The organism is Candidatus Latescibacterota bacterium (genome assembly GCA_019038625.1).
Classification (GTDB): Bacteria; Krumholzibacteriota; Krumholzibacteriia; order Krumholzibacteriales; family Krumholzibacteriaceae; genus JAGLYV01.
In genome coordinates, this window is record JAHOYU010000106.1 from 1 (window position 1) to 15176 (window position 15176).

General features: G+C 50.0%; 24 protein-coding genes. All 24 read left to right on the forward strand.

What is annotated here, in order from left to right:
- On the forward strand, nt 1–212 hold a 212-nt coding region (locus KOO63_08065; GenBank protein ID MBU8921759.1), incomplete at its 5' end, for a hypothetical protein.
- Between the two features lie 145 nt (nt 213–357).
- A complete protein-coding gene (locus tag KOO63_08070) occupies nt 358–744 on the forward strand; it encodes a recombination protein NinB (GenBank protein MBU8921760.1) in 387 nt (128 codons plus the stop codon).
- A 19-nt stretch (nt 745–763) separates the two neighbouring features.
- Nucleotides 764–970, forward strand: a complete 207-nt coding sequence (locus tag KOO63_08075; GenBank protein ID MBU8921761.1) for a hypothetical protein — start codon at nt 764–766, stop codon at nt 968–970.
- Between the two features lie 30 nt (nt 971–1000).
- Entirely contained in the window at nt 1001–1204 is a 204-nt protein-coding gene (locus tag KOO63_08080) for a hypothetical protein (GenBank protein MBU8921762.1), read from the forward strand.
- A 97-nt stretch (nt 1205–1301) separates the two neighbouring features.
- The gene (locus tag KOO63_08085; GenBank protein ID MBU8921763.1) at nt 1302–1628 is read left to right on the forward strand and encodes a Ref family protein; all 327 of its coding nucleotides are present in this window, start codon (nt 1302–1304) and stop codon (nt 1626–1628) included.
- Nucleotides 1625–1963 carry a RusA family crossover junction endodeoxyribonuclease gene (locus KOO63_08090; protein ID MBU8921764.1) on the forward strand — a complete coding sequence of 113 codons (339 nt, stop codon included), beginning with the start codon at nt 1625–1627 and terminating at the stop codon, nt 1961–1963. Before KOO63_08085 ends, KOO63_08090 begins: the two co-directional genes overlap by 4 nt.
- The gene (locus tag KOO63_08095) at nt 1960–2373 is read left to right on the forward strand and encodes an ead/Ea22-like family protein (protein ID MBU8921765.1); all 414 of its coding nucleotides are present in this window, start codon (nt 1960–1962) and stop codon (nt 2371–2373) included. The genes KOO63_08090 and KOO63_08095 overlap by 4 nt, the downstream gene beginning before the upstream one ends.
- A gap of 354 nt (nt 2374–2727) precedes the next feature.
- A complete protein-coding gene (locus tag KOO63_08100) occupies nt 2728–2958 on the forward strand; it encodes a hypothetical protein (protein ID MBU8921766.1) in 231 nt (76 codons plus the stop codon).
- Between the two features lie 93 nt (nt 2959–3051).
- Nucleotides 3052–3558, forward strand: a complete 507-nt coding sequence (locus tag KOO63_08105; protein ID MBU8921767.1) for a hypothetical protein — start codon at nt 3052–3054, stop codon at nt 3556–3558.
- A 179-nt stretch (nt 3559–3737) separates the two neighbouring features.
- The gene (locus tag KOO63_08110) at nt 3738–3998 is read left to right on the forward strand and encodes a hypothetical protein (protein MBU8921768.1); all 261 of its coding nucleotides are present in this window, start codon (nt 3738–3740) and stop codon (nt 3996–3998) included.
- Entirely contained in the window at nt 3995–4342 is a 348-nt protein-coding gene (locus KOO63_08115; GenBank protein MBU8921769.1) for a hypothetical protein, read from the forward strand. Before KOO63_08110 ends, KOO63_08115 begins: the two co-directional genes overlap by 4 nt.
- Nucleotides 4332–4721 carry a DUF1353 domain-containing protein gene (locus KOO63_08120; protein MBU8921770.1) on the forward strand — a complete coding sequence of 130 codons (390 nt, stop codon included), beginning with the start codon at nt 4332–4334 and terminating at the stop codon, nt 4719–4721. Before KOO63_08115 ends, KOO63_08120 begins: the two co-directional genes overlap by 11 nt.
- A 253-nt stretch (nt 4722–4974) precedes the next feature.
- The gene (locus KOO63_08125; GenBank protein ID MBU8921771.1) at nt 4975–5229 is read left to right on the forward strand and encodes a hypothetical protein; all 255 of its coding nucleotides are present in this window, start codon (nt 4975–4977) and stop codon (nt 5227–5229) included.
- Between the two features lie 2 nt (nt 5230–5231).
- Complete coding sequence (locus tag KOO63_08130; GenBank protein ID MBU8921772.1) at nt 5232–5771, forward strand: hypothetical protein; 540 nt, start codon at nt 5232–5234, stop codon at nt 5769–5771.
- 11 nt (nt 5772–5782) lie between these two features.
- On the forward strand, nt 5783–6574 hold the full coding sequence (locus KOO63_08135; GenBank protein MBU8921773.1) for a hypothetical protein: 792 nt from the start codon (nt 5783–5785) through the stop codon (nt 6572–6574).
- Complete coding sequence (locus tag KOO63_08140; protein MBU8921774.1) at nt 6571–6990, forward strand: hypothetical protein; 420 nt, start codon at nt 6571–6573, stop codon at nt 6988–6990. Before KOO63_08135 ends, KOO63_08140 begins: the two co-directional genes overlap by 4 nt.
- Nucleotides 6991–7151: 161 nt before the next feature.
- A complete protein-coding gene (locus KOO63_08145; GenBank protein MBU8921775.1) occupies nt 7152–7625 on the forward strand; it encodes a hypothetical protein in 474 nt (157 codons plus the stop codon).
- 797 nt (nt 7626–8422) lie between these two features.
- A complete protein-coding gene (locus KOO63_08150; protein MBU8921776.1) occupies nt 8423–9811 on the forward strand; it encodes a terminase family protein in 1389 nt (462 codons plus the stop codon).
- Nucleotides 9808–11721, forward strand: a complete 1914-nt coding sequence (locus KOO63_08155; protein MBU8921777.1) for a hypothetical protein — start codon at nt 9808–9810, stop codon at nt 11719–11721. Before KOO63_08150 ends, KOO63_08155 begins: the two co-directional genes overlap by 4 nt.
- A 47-nt stretch (nt 11722–11768) precedes the next feature.
- A complete protein-coding gene (locus tag KOO63_08160; GenBank protein ID MBU8921778.1) occupies nt 11769–12209 on the forward strand; it encodes a hypothetical protein in 441 nt (146 codons plus the stop codon).
- Nucleotides 12209–13069 (forward strand): hypothetical protein, encoded by an 861-nt coding sequence (locus tag KOO63_08165; GenBank protein ID MBU8921779.1) that lies wholly within the window; start codon nt 12209–12211, stop codon nt 13067–13069. Before KOO63_08160 ends, KOO63_08165 begins: the two co-directional genes overlap by 1 nt.
- Complete coding sequence (locus KOO63_08170) at nt 13069–13914, forward strand: hypothetical protein (GenBank protein ID MBU8921780.1); 846 nt, start codon at nt 13069–13071, stop codon at nt 13912–13914. Before KOO63_08165 ends, KOO63_08170 begins: the two co-directional genes overlap by 1 nt.
- Nucleotides 13911–14186, forward strand: a complete 276-nt coding sequence (locus KOO63_08175) for a hypothetical protein (protein MBU8921781.1) — start codon at nt 13911–13913, stop codon at nt 14184–14186. The genes KOO63_08170 and KOO63_08175 overlap by 4 nt, the downstream gene beginning before the upstream one ends.
- Nucleotides 14187–14462: 276 nt before the next feature.
- Nucleotides 14463–15176 carry a hypothetical protein gene (locus tag KOO63_08180; protein MBU8921782.1) on the forward strand — a complete coding sequence of 238 codons (714 nt, stop codon included), beginning with the start codon at nt 14463–14465 and terminating at the stop codon, nt 15174–15176.

Sequence of the window (15176 nt, forward strand, 5' to 3'; positions counted from 1 at the left end):
AATCAATCAAACGCGGCCTGGATGCGTTGATAGCCGAGGGCGGCGAATACCCACCAAACCTGATCAAGTTTCTGCGACTGTGTAGGGAATCGAAATATCACACCATGTCGCCAAACACAACCGCGTTACCGCCACCAAACGTACACCGCAGGCCAGAGGTTATTTCAGCCAAAGAAAAGCACCAACAGGCGGCGAGGGAATTACTGGGATGAAAAACCACAAACCCGACACCCGCAAACGAGACTTTACAACACTCGAAAAACAACCGCGCCGAAGCTTCTACAAAAAGCCAGATATTCACAACGTCCGGCCATACCACCCCATGAGGCTATGGCCTGTACCGGGTAGAGGTGCGGCGTGAAACAAAACGCAGTCATAACCAATGAAGCGCAACTCGGCAAATTCCTGAAATACTGGGAAGCCTGCAAGCTACCTGAAGACGGTTATTACGTTGAGTGGGAACCGAAAGCAGACCGGCGCACAAGCGACCAGAACGCGCTTTTATGGGTTGGTGCTTATCGTCCTATCGCTGAGTACCTATCCGAGCAATCCGGCAAGATAATCACTTCTGAACACGTCCACGCTGTAGCCAAAGATCGGTTTCTTGATCCGGTGATTGTTGAGCTAAATGGCAAGTCAAAATCATACCCCGGAAGCACCACGAAACTAAAGAAAAAAGAGTTTGGGGATTATCTCGAACAGGTATGGGCATGGGGTGGATCAATGGGGGTCTGGTTTGCATGAGCCAACCTAGGAGGACGCAATGAAGCAAGTAACCATAACAGAGGACGGTATTAGCATTTCTGGTTTTTCCAGTGAGGATTTTACGGGATACGCAAAAACCGACCTTGGCTCATGTCGTGATGTTGCGAGAGTTGGGCTGGCATGGGCCATGAAGAGACTGGCTGATGACGCGCACCTTGACGCTACTGGCGACCGGGACAACCAAACCAGTTTCATTGCGGATTAATCCAATTTAACCAACACACAGGAGATAGAAATGTACGGTGAGTTTAAATGGAATTTCGCAACGGTAATGCTTTTGATGTTTCATGGGGCAATGCTCGGAATGCTTATTGGCTCGGTTGGTGATATGCCAATAGCGCGCGAAACACCATACGATTGGTGGTTTGTTATTAACGGCATGTTGATGTTTATCTTGGTGTCCTCACTCGCGTTTTTTGGTGGCCGGTTCAGCAGATGAAAACCATGCTGATTCACGTATTAATAATAAGGATTATCGATGACATGCGCGTCAGACTGGTGAGCGAATATCCGTGGTATAAGGGAGAGTTATTAGCGTGAAAACCAGCCTCCCAAACGCAACCAAAGCCGAAAAGCGCCGCTTCAAAATCATGGCTGAGGAAATTGGTTGCATTGCCTGCCTGATGGACAATCTCGGATATAACCCACCGGACATACACCATGAGCTATCTGGCGGTAAGCGCATATCGCACAGTCACACGATACCGCTATGCCCTGAAACGCACCACAAGTATGGCGACATAAGCGTGCACCAAGGTATCCGCAAATTTGAGGAAAAATACAGCACTGAGGAATACTTGCGCGAGCTAACCAACAGGGCCGTGGCTGATTTCGAGTCGCGAACAATCGGGGGTGTGGGGTGAGGATTGAAATGCCCTGGCCCCCATCAGTAAACACTTACTGGCGCAACGTCAGCGGTAAGACGCTCATATCAGCGAAGGGCAGGGCATACCGCAAGGTTGTATCGGATATGGGGTGGACCTTGCCCAAATACGGCACAGCGCGGCTCAGGGTGGTGATAAAGGCATACCCACCGGACCGTAGGCGCAGGGACTTGGACAATTTACCCAAGGCAATCTTTGATTCACTGGAAAGGGCCGGTGTTTTTGATGATGACGAACAGATTGATTTTTTCAGCATCAAGCGGTGTGCCGTTGAAAAGCCGGGACTGATTATGCTCAGGATTGAAACAGTATGAACGATAAAGAACTACGCAAATTAGCAGAGGCGGCAACAGAGGGGCCGTGGACCGCTCATGATGGCGGCTTAACCAAAAGAAAAATATACAACCCGATCACCAAGAAAAACGAACCACTAAAATGTAGATGTGCGCAGGTTCGCTGTGAGGACACAACCATTGCTGTAGCGATTGGAGCAAGCGACGAAACCTATACGCTTGGCGAAGGCGTTACAGATGACCAGCGATGTGTAAACGCAGCCTACATAGCCGCAGCCAACCCAAAAGCCATTATCGAACGGCTAAACAGACTGGACTCTCAGCAGGCAAAAATAGACAGGCTCATGCTCGAACACTGTCCAGACGAAATGACGGACAGGCAACTACGTGAATGGGCTGAAAGCCAAGTGCAGACCGATGAGAATTACTGACAGGAAACTATTCCCTGATTTAGAGATATGGCCAGAAGTGTGGGGCTATTTGTACGACAACCCAATAACGTGGCGCAGAGAGCAATATACACCATCAGGCAGGCTTACAAATTGGGTAAGCGGTGAGTCTTTAATCGAATATTTTAATGACGGACACCCCGTTACCAAATTTGGTTACTTTTCAACCAAGCCGGACGAAATGGCAAATGGATGACAAACCCCACGAATGCATTGCAAAAAAACAGGATAACGGGGAGTTCCGATGTTTTATCTGTTGGGATTTATTTATCCGTGCAAGCGACATTGAGCGAGTAGAGCAGTTACCAGTTAAGCCACATTTAGCAGGGGTCAGGAATGAGAAAGCTAACACCAACTGAAACACTGTATTTGATTCTGGGCAAGACAGGTATTCAGGATTTGAACGGCGAATTAACCCACGCCGAACTGTTAAACAATCACGCTTTCGTGGTAACTCGCGACACCCTGCATTTCTCAGGTACGGAATTTCCACAGGCTGAACAACTGGCGGCAAAGTATGCGGGAACACCACGGGCAAGGCTCAGACGGTGCGGGTTTTTCGGGTGAGCTATCAAACGGCCAACACAATAGCAATTATCGCTGGATGTATCGACCTGCTGATTGTTGGCTGGCAGGCTAGGGGCAAATGGGACAAAGATCATGAGTGAGCGAGTAGCAAGAATGATGGCAAGGATTACAGCCGGTTCCGAAATGAAAGAACCCGGACGCGGCAGTATTCTTAACGTGGTAAACAGCGTCATGGCTGCAGCCGGACTGGGTAAGGCTGGTCGTATCGGCACGTTCATTTTGCTGGCTAACTATTGTGACAGCGCAGATTCAAGATTATGGGCTGAACAATGGCTTTTAAAGTGGTCGTGGTCTGAGTGGTTAAAAACAGGCGACAAAAGCGCAAAAGTAACCACCGGCGAAATGGAGCGGCTTGTATCTGTAGTCATGGGCCAGCATATTTGCCCGGAAGCCGGAAGACGCACAAGTAAAAAAATTGAGGCTTCAATAATCGGCATAGGCGCACACACATTGAAGAACAAATACGGTGGAATGCATGGCCGAATGATACGAGAAATTCAGTATCAGGAAAGTGTAGCAATTTCAGCCATAGAGCGCGGATTTCGGGAAAGACTTGTAGTAGTGCCGAAAAACAGCTAATATTCCTAGTGTCGAAGTAGTGACTAAGCCGCCAACAGGGCGGTTTTTTTGTGCCAAAAATAAAATAATCCACCAATCACGCAGCACCCCACAACCCACTCCCTAAGCGGTTTACGCAACTGCAATTTTACCGAAGATGGGGTGCTGCTCTTAATTCTCAGCTTGTCGCGGCGAAGGATATGAACGAACAAACCAAGGGTAGCGAAATGACACAGGTGGAAATGATCCGTGAAATGCGGCAGGACATAAGGGATTTGCACGGAAAAATTGATCGGCATGTTTGTGCCAACAACAAAGATTCCGCTGAAATAAAAAAAATGGTTGCGCACGTTGACAAAAACTCGTCCGTCAACACAACCAAGCTCAGTGTATTTTTATCAATGCTGACAATCATTATTGCCGGTGCCGTTAGTTTTGGCTTCAACACAGTTGTCGGATGAAATACTTCACCGTCTCAGAATTTAATTGCTCAGAGACTGGCGAAAACGAAATGAAACACGCTTTCATGGGTGCACTGGACGGACTGCGCGGCATATGCGGTTTCCCGTTCGTGATCACTTCCGGCTACAGAAGCCCAAGCCACAGCATTGAAGCCGCAAAACAAAAGCCCGGAACACACGCGCAGGGCATAGCCGCTGATATACAGATCACCAACAGCACACAAAGATTCTCAATTGTAAGCAACGCGCTGGAACTTGGGTTTTCCGGTATCGGCATTGCTAAAGATTTCATCCACCTGGATATGCGTAATTCAGGTTCGGTTATGTGGGTTTATGGAAACTAAACACGAAGCCAGATTTGTCAACATTCCACCACTCGACATTGGCACAAAGCCAGAGCAGTGGATTCTGACAGAAGCATGTATTTATCAATCGGCACTAACCCCCGACCTGATTGTTGTAAGGGCGGGATTTGAAACCGACCTCGCAAGCATTCCAAGAATTGCGCGTTTCTTTATCGTCAAAAACGGCAGACATAGAGCGGCGGCTATCGTGCATGACTACCTGTGCCGGTTAAAACTGGATTTCAGCAGGGTGAGGGCAGACAAGATATTCCTTGAAGCCATGAAGCTACGCGGTGTTCCAAGAATACGCAGACGGCTAATGTACTGGGCGGTCAGGGCGAACACCAGCAGGCTGAAACTTATTGGTAAGGCGAGATGAAACCCTTGACCCAATGCACTTGCGGATTAACAGCAGGGTGCGAGCACTGCAAACCAAGGCAGTATTACACGCCACCCCCGGCACGAGTCGCGTGGGAGTGTCCCGTGTGCCACAAAGGCAACGCACCACATGCAGACAAATGCGGACATTGTTCAATGATGACCGTAACCAATGTGCCGAGCGTGTGGATTGACCCCGTATCTCAGCAGGAGACAGTAACCATATCAACCGGCACCGTTAAATGGAACACACCATGAAAATAATCCTGATTACTTTACTGGCAATCGCACTAAGCGGTTGTGCGACAACTTACGAATACACCAACGACGACAAGGTTCTGAAAATCAGAACATATCGCGAGTTTCCCGGTGGTATTTCAGCGGAATACGGCGGCAAGGACGGCTTTAAGGTGGAAACCGGCGAGGTCAGAAACGGCGGCGATGTGGAAGCAGTCAGCAATCTGATTCTGAGCATTCTGCCACTGATCCAGCCAGTCAAGGGAGGCTGATCATGCCTTTTGAATTACGCCACATTTTGAGCGATGAGGAAGCCGTTGATCTGCGTGACGATCTGATTGCCGCATACCCACTGGCCGCAATACCGCCTGAGCCACCAACACCAGAACCACCGGCACCCGATCCAACACCAACACCAGACCCAGAAATGTATAACCTGCCGTTCCGGGGCGTGTTTGGTTCCAACCTGCAGCTACCCACAGGAAGCAGGCCGAAAGTTTACCCAATGAAGGATTTCAGAGTGCGCAGATCGGCAATGTGCATGGCAATTAAATTGCCTGTCATCACCGGGCCAACACGATTGGTGATTTCAAAGGCAAGCTCACGTTATGGACCAGGCGGCATTAGACACGCGCAATTCACCTATCACCGCGACTTTGATCATCCGCTTGAAAAACGCAACTGGGGCGATACCTCACTAAGCATCACCCTGGATACACCCGATTCACGCAGAACCATTTTTCTCAACGTGAAACTGGTCGATAACGACACGGTGCCTTGGGGATTACAGATTCAGGCGATTGTTAGCACCTAACAGGATAAAGCATGGCAACAGACACACTAACACTCAATAGCGGCTCAGGCGGCTCTGACCTGTCTGTGAATGATCTTGCAGACGGCACCAAATGCCAGAACATCAAGATTCTGAGCGCAGAAGACCAATCCGAAACGCAGATATATGCCGGTCATGGCGTAGCGGCGCAAGGACTCAGGGTCGAACTACCCACTGACGGTACGGGCGTTGTCGGTTTAAACACCGGGACCAATTCAGTCGGAACAGTCGGCCTGAATACCGGCACCAACTCGGTCGGAACAATCGGCCTGGATGCGGGCGCAGAGGCAATCGGCTCTGTCCAATCAGCGGGCGCGGTTGCACATGATGCGGTTGGCACATCCATTTTACCGTTACTGGGTGGTGCAATTGCTTATGAGACAGACGGCACAACACCGGGAACAGCAGTAGCCGAGGGTGATATAACATACCTGAAGGCAAGCCGTGACGGCCAGTTACTTACTTGCGGCTATCATCCCGCATCCGGCACAGCAGAAAACAACAGCAGTGCAGCAGAAACAGCCACAGTGTTGGCAGCACAACCCGCTTCAGGATTTTGCATCTATCTCGACTGGGTAGCCATTTCATCGCTCACGGCACAGACAACTAAACTGCATGACGAGGATGATACCGTTGTGATCCCCCTGCAGTACACAGGGGCCAATGGCAACGTAATGATACAATGTAACCCCCCAATCAAGCTGGTAGCCGTAAAAGCCCTTGAGTACACCACCACGGCGGCTGTAGCTACGTCAATTGCTATTGGATACCATGTTGCGCCATGATCCCCATCTTAAACCTTCTGACAATGGGCGGAGGGCGAAGGCCAATAGAAATTGATGGCAATACGCTGTTCGTTGGCTACCAGGATGATGTGTTACACGTATATCGCGGAGTTGAAAAAACCATGACGCTCTATGTTGACGAGGACGGGAAGAAACGCGCATCCATAAACTACAGCGACTGGCTCCCAAACGGAGTTAGTATCGCATCCAGTAGCTGGTCAGTGGAAAATAGCAGCAACCTGGTCACACTGGCCGATGATTCAGACGATGGAACCAGCGCCGAGGTTTATGTGACCGGCAAGGTGCGTGATACGGAGATATGGATCCAACATACAATGACCACAGACGCGACAATACCGGAAACGGTACATAACTCGATACTTGTGAAATGCGTTAGGGTAGCAGGGCACTCGTAAACAGGCATAGGACAGCCGTTGATCTGACTAACAGAGATCATGCAAAGGCCAGAGCCGAAGCAAGGGAATTAGGCAACCCGCCTTACCTACACACTCATAAGTAAACCTAAACAAACATAAGGAATAGAGCCGGTAACTAAACACTACCGGCTTTTTAATGCATGACCAAAACAACACAACAGGCAAAGCCTATCGAAACAAAGCTGTCTATACCTGTTGTCAATGGGTGTGCTCCATTAAATGCGGAAGCAATGAATAACCTTGATACAACAAGGGAAAACAAGCGCTACAGTGGTTTAAGCAAGCCAGGGATGACCAATAACCCGAACGGAAGGCCCAAAGGTACGCGGAACAAGCTGTCTGAGAAGTTCTTAGACGATCTGCGAGAAGTGTGGGAACAGGCCACTACGGACGACAATGGACTGGCGAGCACCATTGGCAGGGATGTATGCTTAAACGTCGCTAAATCAAGCCCTGAGAAGCTCTTAACGGCAATGGTGGCGGTGCTTCCCAAGGATTTCCAGATCACCGTAACGGATGAGCAGCAATGGGTTATCAACGCCCAACCGCTATCCGTTGAAGACTGGCAAGCCGAACATGGTCTTGATAAGTTATCCACAGGTGATAATGAGTGATTGATCAGTAATTGAGCAATGGTGTGTGTAAGCCATTGATTCATGGTAGTTGAGTGTGCGCATAATCGCCATTATGTTAAATAGACGCACAAAACAGGCTGTTTTTGGCATAGTTATCCACAGGCAGGGCGTGGGGCTACCCCCCCCCGGCCTGGGTTTCGTGATTGGTATTATGTTTGTACGCCCCCACACCCAATTACCCCAAGTTCAAACCATGAGAATGATTCGCATTTAGCAGCGGTTTTAAGCTATTTTCGACATTACTGAGAAAGGGTTATATATTAGTAGTGTAGGATGTTAAGAAATCGTTTTAGAAACAGTCACTTAAAATTTCACTATTTTTCAGAAAAAGGTGTTTCAGAGAAGCAAATATCAATGACTTACGCTGAAAAAAATCCAAAAAAAGTGGAAAGTCGCAATAAAGAGGGGGTGAACCATCTTTTGAACAGCTCATCGGCAATACAGCCACACGATTTAGTTGACCCTGACGAAAGGGATTTTTGCAGGGTTACGGTTTCGGTGCCGCAGTTGCAGATACAAAGCCACTGATTCAGTTTACTTACGGATTTACCAACACAGGCGATTGCGGTCAAACGACCAAATACTTGACCTGATATGTTTTTAGCATTTTTATGGAGTGGTATAATTTCAAAAGTCATGTCGTTACCTCTAATAACGGTTTGATAGGAAGGGGTAGTTTGCGCTACCCTTTCCGCTATTATAGCATATAATTTATGGAAAAAACTTCAACATTATCAGTGAGTTGGAGGCCGCAGCCGGGGCCACAGAGTATTTTGGTGAACTGTCCGGTTAAGGAAATATTCTACGGTGGTGCGCGTGGCGGTGGCAAGACCGATGGAATGATCGGCAAGAACGCGATCAAGGCATCTATATATGGCAAGGATCAGAAAGGTGTTTTCTTCCGTAAGGAATTGCCACAGTTAGAGGCGGCGATTGATCGCTGCAAACAGATTTACCTGCCGCTGGGATGGAAGTGGGCAGAACAGAAAAAGACATTTACCTCCCCCGGTGGTTCTACTTTGAAGTTCAGGATGCTTGAACGTGATGCCGATGCTGAAAAATATCAGGGCCAGGACTTCACCGATGTTTACATGGAAGAACTTACGAATTACGCCTCACCGACACCGATTAACCGGCTGAGGGCGACACTGCGTTCTGCCGTTGGGATTCCGTGCCAGTTACATGGCACCGGCAATCCCGGTGGTCCCGGTCATCATTGGGTCAAGGAGAGGTATATTGATCCGAATCCTGCCGGTCTTGAAATACTGGAAGAAGAACTGCCTAACGGGGCTACGCATAAGCGGATATTCATCCCGGCCAAACTGGATGACAATCTGAAACTGATGGAACTGGACCCCGATTACGAGAACAACCTGTATATGTCCGGTTCCGAGGCTCTTGTGAAGGCATGGCGCTGGGGTGACTGGAATGTTGTCGAGGGTGCTTTCTTTGATTGCTGGCACCGCAGGATGGTGCATAAACCGTTTCTGGTGCCTGCCGACTGGACAAAGCTGGTTTCTTTCGACTGGGGTTCAAGCAAACCGTTCTCGGTACAGTGGTGGGCGGTTGTGGCCGATGATTACACCACATCCGAGGGTGTTTTGCTGCCAAGAGGTTATCTGCTTTGTTACCGCGAGTGGTACGGGGCAAAGGCACCTGATGTGGGTTTAAAGCTGACCGCCGAGGCCGTTGGACTTGGAATCAAACAAAGAACCACCGAAAAGATCAACGACTGGGTTGCTGACCCGGCTATTTTCAAAGAGGACGGTGGTCCCTCACAGGCCGAGCGCATGGGTCTGCCGTTTCGTGGTGCAGATAATACCCGTGTCGGAAGACTGGGGCATATGGGCGGCTGGGATCAGATGAGATCGAGAATGGTCGGCACACGCACCTTTGATGATAACGGTGTTATCCGGGATGACGGTGTACCGATGATGGGGTATTTCAATACCTGCAAGGCAAGTATCAGGACAATTCCGAGCCTGCAGCATGACCCGAACAAGGCAGAGGATCTGAACACCAACTCCGAGGACCACGCGGCAGACTCTGCGCGATATGCCTGCATGTCAAGACCGTGGCGAGAGAAAAGAAGGACCGCAGAGATCATCCATGTCGATGTATGGGGCAGGCCGAAACAAACGAATCATAGCTGGAAGACCGCATGACTGAATTAACAGATTTAGTAGGACAGTTCGAGGACTTCCAGAACTACACGATAGAAGCCCGTGCATTGTCCGAGCGTGATCAGAACTACGATGACCATCACCAGTGGACCGATGACGAGATCGAGACGCTTAACCGGCGCAACCAGGCGGCGGTTGTAATCAACAGGATAAAGGTTAAGGTCAACCGACTGGTGGGCCTGCAGAAGGCATCCAGAACCCAGCCGAGGGCATTGGCGAGAACCCCGCAGCACCAGGACGGTGCCGATGCGGTCACAGAAGCGATACGGTATGTGGTGGACAATACCGACTTTGAAATGAAGTCGTCTGATATATTCAGGGAAATTATCGTGCCCGGATACGGTGGTGCGATTGTTGAATTTACCGACAGGAACGGCGAAAAAGAGATTATCGTCAATAAAATCCCGTGGGATCGTTATTATTATGACCCGCATTCGAGGGAGCTGGACTTTTCCGACAAGAAGTTCGATGGAATCGTTATCTGGATGGACCGGGCTGATGCCATAGACGCATTTCCCGATAAAGAACTTGAATTAAAGACCCTGATGGACACCTCATCAGACTCTAAAGGCTCTGAGACATTCGATGACAAGCCAAGACACTGGGTAGACCCAAAACGCGACAGAATCCGCATTGCCCAGCACTTTTTCAAGGAAAAGGGTGTCTGGAAGATGGCTTTCTTCACCGAGAGCTTTTACTTACAGGAGCCTGCCGACTCGCCCTATCTGGATGAGTTTTCCAAGCCGCAGAACCCGATTGAGTCCCAGACCGCCTATATTGACCGTGAATTACAACGATATGGTGAGGTAAGGTCTTATATCTGGTTGCAGGATGAGGTCAATCACCGCAGAAGCCGACTTTTATATGCCGGTTCTGTCAATCGCACGATGGGCGAGGATGGTGCGGTCGATGATGTCAACGAGATGAAGCAGGAACTTGCCAAGGCTGATGGACATATCAAGACCAACAAGGGTTTTGAGTTCGAGGTATTGCCCAATGATGCGATCTCTGAAACCCAACTGCTCTTATACAGGGAATCCAAGGCCGAGATTGACGATATAGGTATCAATGATGCCCTTGCAGGCCGTGGCAACTCGCGCTCAGGCAGACAGGACCAGATTCAGCAACAGGCAGGCAGGGTAGAGCTTGCAAGCCTCTATGACGGCCACAAGCACTGGGAAAAACGCATTTACCGGCAGATATTCAACCGTATCAAGCAGGGCTGGAATGCCGAGAAGTGGATCCGTGTTACGGATGACAAAACCGACCTTAAGTGGGTTGGATTAAATCAGCCCGTGACCAAGGGTGATTTATTGCTGCAAGCCGCACAGGGCGGTGATGAAATGGCTGCAGAGGCACAGGCCATGTTGCAGCAGATGGTTAACGACCCGCGACTGAACGAGGTTGCCGAGGTCAAAAACGAAGTCACCGAGATGGATGTTGATATTATTCTCACCGAGGCACCTGATACGCATACGCTGAGGCAGGAAACATTTGATGCGATGATGGCGCTTGCCGAGCGATACGGACCTGAGAACGTGCCATTCTCGGTTGCCCTTGAGCTTTCTGACCTGCCGAACAAGAAAGAGGCCAAGGAACTGCTCAATCCACCTGTTGACCCGCAACAGCAGCAGATTCAGGAACTGATGTTCGATCTGGATGTGGCCGACAAGAAAGCGACCATTGGTAGCAAGGAGGCCAAGGCGGCGAAGGATATGGAAGATGCCAAATCACAGGCGGTTGAAACCGAGATCGTCAAATCCGGCTATGCCAACCTTGTCGCTGACCGCGATGCCGATTCGGTTGCCAAGAAGCTCGACAATATCCAGAAGGCGGTCGAGACTGAAAAACTCGCCACCGAACCAACCCAAAGCGTCAATGTGAACGTATAGGAAACAGCATGGGAAATTTAGACGGGTTGCTCAACAGGATGGTGGCAATGCAGGGTGATGTTTCCGATGAATCGAAGGAAATATCCGGGCATATACGCAGTCTTGAATCATTCCTGCAAAAAAAGACCTCCACCGAGGGGCTGGCGCAGATGATGCACACGCTTGCCGCTGACAATCAGCGTTTATCGGCGAGAATTGATGCGTTATCGACAGTGACCGATGATATTACGAAATCCGTCAATGCCCTGCCGACCCAATTCCCGGTTGCCGAGAAGGTTGACCTGTCCGGGCTGGACAAAACCATAAAAACAGTCGGTGTGGCGGTAAAGAATATCCCGACAACAAAATTTCCCGACATGCGCGCCGATTTCTCAAGAATCGAGAAAAAAGTGACCGATTTACAGAAGGAATTAAGCAAACGGGTGCATGTTTTCGACATCGAGCGTGAAAATGATCTGGTCAAGAGAATCGTGGTGAGGGCTAAATAATGGCTGCAAGAGAAGTCATTACCCTGAATGAGACAACCCCGCAACTGGAAGCACCGCAGGCCGGTGACAGCTACGAAATGCCGCGCGATGTCAACATCACCGGCAATCTGACGGTTACGGGTTCTTTTCCCGCAACGGAGGGAAGTGCAATTCTTTCCACCGGCGAGGCGGGTGGAACCAAGTACCTGAGAGAGGATGGTGATAACTCCTGTTCCTGGCAGGCTATCGCCGGTGGCGGTTTAACGGTTCTATTCAAATCAGCCAATTACACCGCATCTGCCGGTGAGTTTATTGTCTGCGACTCCAGTGGTGGTGCGTTTACAGTTACATTGCCGGTTGGTCCGTCTGCTACGGATCAGGTGTTTGTTGTTGATGGCGTTGGTTCATGCGGCACCAACACGGTAACAGTTGCCAGAAACGGTGAAACCATATTAGGTGATGCCGAGGATTTTGAACTGGACCAGGATTTCGGGCAGGCTAATTTTGCTTATGGCGGGGCAGATTGGCAACATGCTTTATCTGGCACTCCAGATATTGTCAATGCCAATGATTTTATCTACGGATACCGTGGCGTTATAGACTTCACCGGCACTTCTGAATCTGCGATACGCAATCATGAGGGTCAATTAATCACTATGACTAATGGCTCTGCAAATACCTACACAATCCCGGCAGAGGCTAGTGTCAATTATGACATCGGCACCAAAATAGATGTTATGCAAAAAGGCACTGGACAGACAACCATCGCACTGACTACCGATTCCTTGCTCGGCAACGTAAAAATAGACGCACAATACGATGTTGTAACTGTTGTGAAAACTGCGTCTGCTGAGTGGGTGGTACTGGGTGGGGTTGTGTAATGGTAAAACTCAGTGATTATTTCACGGCACGAGCCGGATTCTATAGTCCTGTATTGATAACCGGCGACGGGGGATGGGAAAAGAAAACAATAAGCACCGTGGACTATTACATTGTTACCTTCACCGGAGATGGCACTGTTTCGTTTTCAGAGGATACCGATGTTGATTATCTTGTGGTTGCCGGGGGTGCGGGTGCGGGTGGTAAAGGTGGTGGTGGTGGTGGTGCAGGACAGGTTAAAACAGGCAGTGCGTTATCTCTTACTGGGGCGGCGGGACACGCAATAACCATTGGTGCCGGTGGTGCGGGTGGCGTTGATGAGAATGTTGGCAACAATGGCTCTGATAGCTCTATTAACGCATCCGTTGTGTCAACAGGCGGCGGTTATGGGGGCAGATGGCTGAATATAGATGGCGGGGCTGGTGGCAATGGTGGTGGTGGTGGTAAAGATGGCGGTCTTGGTGGTGTAGGCACGGATTATGACGGCGGCGAATCTCTTGGTTCCAGCGCATATGCGGGTGGTGGCGGTGGTGGGGCCGGTGAACAGGGTGGTGATGGCTTGGCATCAGAGGTTGCTGGTGATGGCGGTGATGGTGTTTCATCTTCCATAACAGGAAGCGCGACTTACTATGGCGGTGGTGGTGGTGGTGGCACAAACAGTGACGCATCGGCAAATAAGCATGGTCTTGGCGGTCTTGGCGGCGGTGGAGATGCCGGGGCAAACGACCTGGCAGCGCAAAGCGGCACGGATGGCCTGGGTGCCGGTGGTGGTGCTGGTGGGTTTAGTGGCAACGCAACTGGTGGTGATGGCGGCACCGGCCTGGTTATATTGCGGTGGGCCGTATGACCACATGCTCGGTCCTTAATTCATCCGGTACAGCTTTTTCTGTATCCAACACCGTTCTCGAATCTGATGGGAATCCCTTTATTGTCGGCGGTACGGTACTGGATTCGGACGGTAACGCCTTTGTGGTATGCGTTGTAGTTGAGGACGAACAGATTCATGCAGGCGGTGAAGACCCCAGGGCAAAACGCAGACGCTACCGCCACATAGCGGCACAACGCGAGGACAAGCTGATTATCGCGGCGATAAAGGCTTATGTGCAGCGGGTGCATTGAACAGACCGCAAGCTGATTTATCACAGGTTCTGGGCTTGTGCGGGAACAGTTTTTTACAGACAGCACAGCGCACCGGGTATAGCCGGACTCTTGCCTGTGGATAACTTTTCCATGGTTAGCACTTTACCATTTTAAGGCAACATTAACAAACACTTACAAAGCACGAACTATTTTTCGTGTTTTAGAGTTACGCTACATTGAGTAGCAACGTGACGGCTACGTAAGGCCGACAGCGGTGACAGCGACCCAATTAAAGGCTGAAGAAAGGAGAGTTCCATGAGTCAGGATAATGATGTTTCTCTGGATGATGTCTACGAGGAAAAGGTCGAAGAAACCGAAGTTACAGAAGTAACGGAAGAACCTAAGCCGGAAATTGATGCCAGTGAAGTCAAGGCCGCACAGGCCGAGGCCGACCCGGAAATCAAGCCGGAGGTTGAGACGACAGCAACCACAAAGCCCGAAAAAGACGAATGGACTCTTACAGCGGTGATGGATGAGCGCGATAAGCGTCAGAAAGCGGTACAGAGAGCGGAAGACTTGCAGGCCAAGTTGGACGCGATTGAGAAGCCGGATGACGTTTCTGTGTTCGAGGACGAAAAGGGCTATACGGAGCAACAGGAACAACGGCGACAGGCTGAACTCGGCAATGCCATGCTGGAAATGTCAAAGGCATATGCAGTACGCGACCTGGGTGAGGAAGTCGTCACAAAAGCCGAAAAGTGGTACGCGGATGAGGGCATGAAAAGCCCCCATGCTATAGATCGTATCCACAAGGCCAGTTTGAAGTTTCATGAGGTTGTAGACCTCTATAACGAAGAACAGGTGCGGCTTGATCCTGCTGGCTACAAAGCCAGACTCAAGGCCGAGTTAATGGCCGAGATAAAGTCCGAAGAACCCGTAAAACCCATCACACCATCTTTGGCATCCAAGAGATCAGCGGGTGGTACAGAAAAGACCACTAACGAGGATTTTGAGGATATTTTGAATTAG